Raw genomic sequence first — 3216 nt, 5'->3', positions numbered from 1 at the left:
CCCCAGCCCCAGCCCCAGCCCCAGCCCCAGCCCCAGCAGCCTCCGCCACGAGCAGTGCCACCGGCCAGTCCCCCAGCAGGTCGCCGAGCCGCACCGCCCCGGCGCCGCCAACATCCCCGGTCAGCACGGACCGCCACACCTCCCCAGGCGCAGGCTCCGGCAGCACCACCAACGCCTCCAGGAGCCCCGGCGCGTCCCCGAGCCGCGTCGCGACCACGACCACCCGAGGCCCGGCGGCATCCGACCGCACGAACCCCACCGCCCGCCCCGTAGTGACGGGCAGCGGCTCGTACCCGGCGTCCTCCCCGACGAACGCCCCGGGATGCGCCCGCCGCAGCCGCAACGCGGCGGCCGTCAGCGCCAGCTTCTCCTCCGCGAGCCCCACAGGCGTCCGCCCCGCGTCGAGCGACCCGAGCACCGTCGCGAGCCCCTCCAGGTCCACGGGCCGCCGGTTGTCCGGATCGACGAGCGATGTCCCGGTCATCTCGGTGCCCTGGTAGACGTCGGCGACGCCGGGCACGGTGAGCTGCAGCAGCTTGGTCGCGAGCACCGAGCGACGGACGGTCGGCGTCACCTCGGCGACCCACTCGTCGAACCCGGCGACGACCTCGGGGTGCGTCAGCAGCCCGGTCGCGTACTTCACCAACGCGTCCTCCCGGACGGCGTCAGGAGCCGTCCACGTGGTCCACGCCTTCTGCTCGCGCGACGCCTTGACCAGGTACGCGGCGAGCCGCTCGGGCTCGATCGGCCCGTCCGGTGTCCAGGTCCCGGCGAGCGTCTGCCAGAGCAGGTTCTCGGTGCGCCCGTCGAGATCGGCAGGCCGCACGTCCGACGTCGCCTCCCGCAGCCGCCGCACCAGCCCGGTCCAGGCCTCCGCGTGGGAGGACACGGCCCCGATCCGCGACCGCACGTCCTCGCCGCGCTTCGTGTCGTGGGTGGACCCGGCGGTCATGGTCGCGGGCCACGACTCGGCGGTGTGCCGCGCGTGCGCGTGCAGCTCGTCCGGCCCGACGCCGAACCGCGCCGGCGCGCCGCCCACCTCGCACAGGCTGACCAAGTGGGTCCACCGGTAGTACGCGGTGTCCTCCACGCCCTTGGCCATGACGGCGCCGCACACCTGCGGGAACCGGACCACGAGCTCGGCACGCCGCTCCTCGTCCCGCCGCCCCGCGGACCCGGCCTCGCGACCGAGCACCAGGTCGACCACGAGGTCCAGCGTGTCGTGCCGGTCGGGGTCGAGGCGCGACCGGGCGATGTCCGCCGCCTGCCGCACCACGCGCTCTGCCTCCGCCGGTGCGGTCTCCCCGGGGACGACGTACGCGCGGTACCGGCCGAACGCAACGATCAGCTCGACCACGCAGTCCTGCAGGGACCGGAACGTGTGGTCGCGCAGCCGCACGTCCTCGCGGCAGATGTCCGCGAGCATGGTGGTCAGCAGGTGGATCTCCGCGTACAGCGAGGTCTCGACGATCTGCCGCTTGGCCTGCTCGATCACGTCGTCCAGCCCTGCTTGCTCGCCCGTCACCTCGTGCATCAGCCCGGCGAGCGGGGCGGCGCCGTCGGCGTCCACCTGCAGGGCGTGCAGCCGCCACGCCGTGTCGTAGCCCGTGGTCCCGGCGACGGGCCAGTCGTCGGGCAGGGCCTCGTCCTCCTCGAGGATCTTCTCGGCCACGACCCACGCCCCGCCGGTCGCCTCGTTCAGGCGCCGCAGGTAGCCGCGCGGGTCGGCGAGCCCGTCGGGGTGGTCGATCCGGAAGCCGTCGATCACGCCCGCATGGAAGAGCTCGAGCAGCAGCGCGTGCGTGGCGTCGAAGACGTCGTCGTCCTCCACGCGGATGCCCGCAAGCGTGCCGACGTCGAAGAAGCGCCGGTAGTTCAGCTCCTCGTCGGCGACGCGCCAGTACGCGAGCCGGTAGTGCTGCCGCCCCACGAGCTCGGCCAGTGGCAGGTCCTCCGTCTCGGGCCGCACGGGGAACAGGTGGTCGTAGTAGCGCAGCACGGGCTGCTCCTCGTCGCCCTCCCCGGGCACGACGGCGCGGTCCAGCACGAGCTCCCCCGCCGCGAGCACGGTGCCGATCCGCGCGCCCAGCACCGGCATGAGGAGCCCCTCCCCCGCGGCGATGTCGAGGTCGAACCAGTGCGCGTAGGGGGACTCGTGACCGTGCTTGAGCGCGGACCACAGGGCGCGGTTGTGCCAGGCCGGCGTCGGCACGGCCATGTGGTTCGGCACCACGTCGACGACGACGCCCATCCCGCGCGCGTGCGCCGCCGCGGCGAGCCGTTCGAGGCCGTCCCGCCCGCCCATGACGTCGCTGATCCGGGTGTGGTCCACGACGTCGTACCCGTGCGTGGAACCGGGCGCGGCCTGCAGCACGGGCGAGAGGTAGAGGTCCGTGATCCCGAGGGCGTCGAGGTACGGGAGCGCCTTCTCGGCGTCCGCGAACGTCAGTTCCGGACCGAGCTGGAGGCGATACGTGCTGACCGGGGTGCGGCGGCCGGGTCCAGGGAGATGGGAATGCACTGTGCCTCCGTCGCTCGGTGGGGGCTCGGACGTCCCGCGCGCTTCACACGATGGCTGATCCCGGTGCATATCGCCAGGCCACCCGGGTGAATCTCTCATCCTGGTCTCACGTACTTCTCATGATGGGCTGGAAGCGTGGTCCTTCCGCCCGACGGAAGGAACGGACCGCATGTCCAAGTTCTCGAACATGATCGGCCTCGCCAAGAAGGTGCTTGACTCTCAGTCCGGGCAGCAGCAACAGCAGGGCGCGCCGCAGGGCGGAGCCACGGGCCAGCGGTCCTGGCAGTCCACCCTGCAGGACGTCGCGAACGCGGTACGGGGCAACCAGCAGCAGGGGCCGCAGGGTCAGGGCTACCCCGGCCAGCAGGGTTACTCCGGCCAGCAGCAGGGCTACCCGCCCGCGCCGCAGGGGTACCCGGGCGCTCAGCAGGGCTACCCCGGTGCTCCCGGCACCGCCGACGCCGACCGCCAGGCCATCGCCCGCTACGACTACCTCATGCAGACCGCCGACCCGCACCAGGTCGAGCGCATCCACGCCGAGTCCTTCGCGCGCCTGACGCCGGCGCAGCGCCAAGCCGTGCTGCAGCGCATGCAGACGGAGCTGCCGCCGCACGAGCAGCCCCGCTCCGCCGACCACGCCGAGCTGGCCCGGGCGGCAGCCCGGAGCGAGGCTCGTCGGCCGGGCTCGATGCGGT

At 73.4% G+C, this 3216-nt stretch carries 1 protein-coding gene and 1 pseudogene; one reads left to right on the top strand and one right to left on the bottom strand.

What is annotated here, in order from left to right; all coding sequences use genetic code 11:
• Positions 1–2521: malto-oligosyltrehalose synthase (treY, locus tag PROKR_RS22790; RefSeq protein ID WP_084800614.1), on the bottom strand; the 2521-nt coding region annotated here is incomplete at its 3' end.
• Positions 2522–2690: 169 nt separating this feature from the next.
• On the opposite strand from treY, the pseudogene PROKR_RS37025 reads away from it, so the two are divergent.
• Positions 2691–3216, top strand: a pseudogene (locus PROKR_RS37025) (cation-transporting ATPase); the annotation flags it as partial.

The sequence above is a fragment of the Promicromonospora kroppenstedtii DSM 19349 genome (genome assembly GCF_000515355.1).
Lineage (GTDB): Bacteria > Actinomycetota > Actinomycetes > Actinomycetales > Cellulomonadaceae > Promicromonospora > Promicromonospora kroppenstedtii.
Note: the sequence above shows the minus strand (reverse complement) of the source record. Positions and strands in the feature narration are given on the sequence as shown.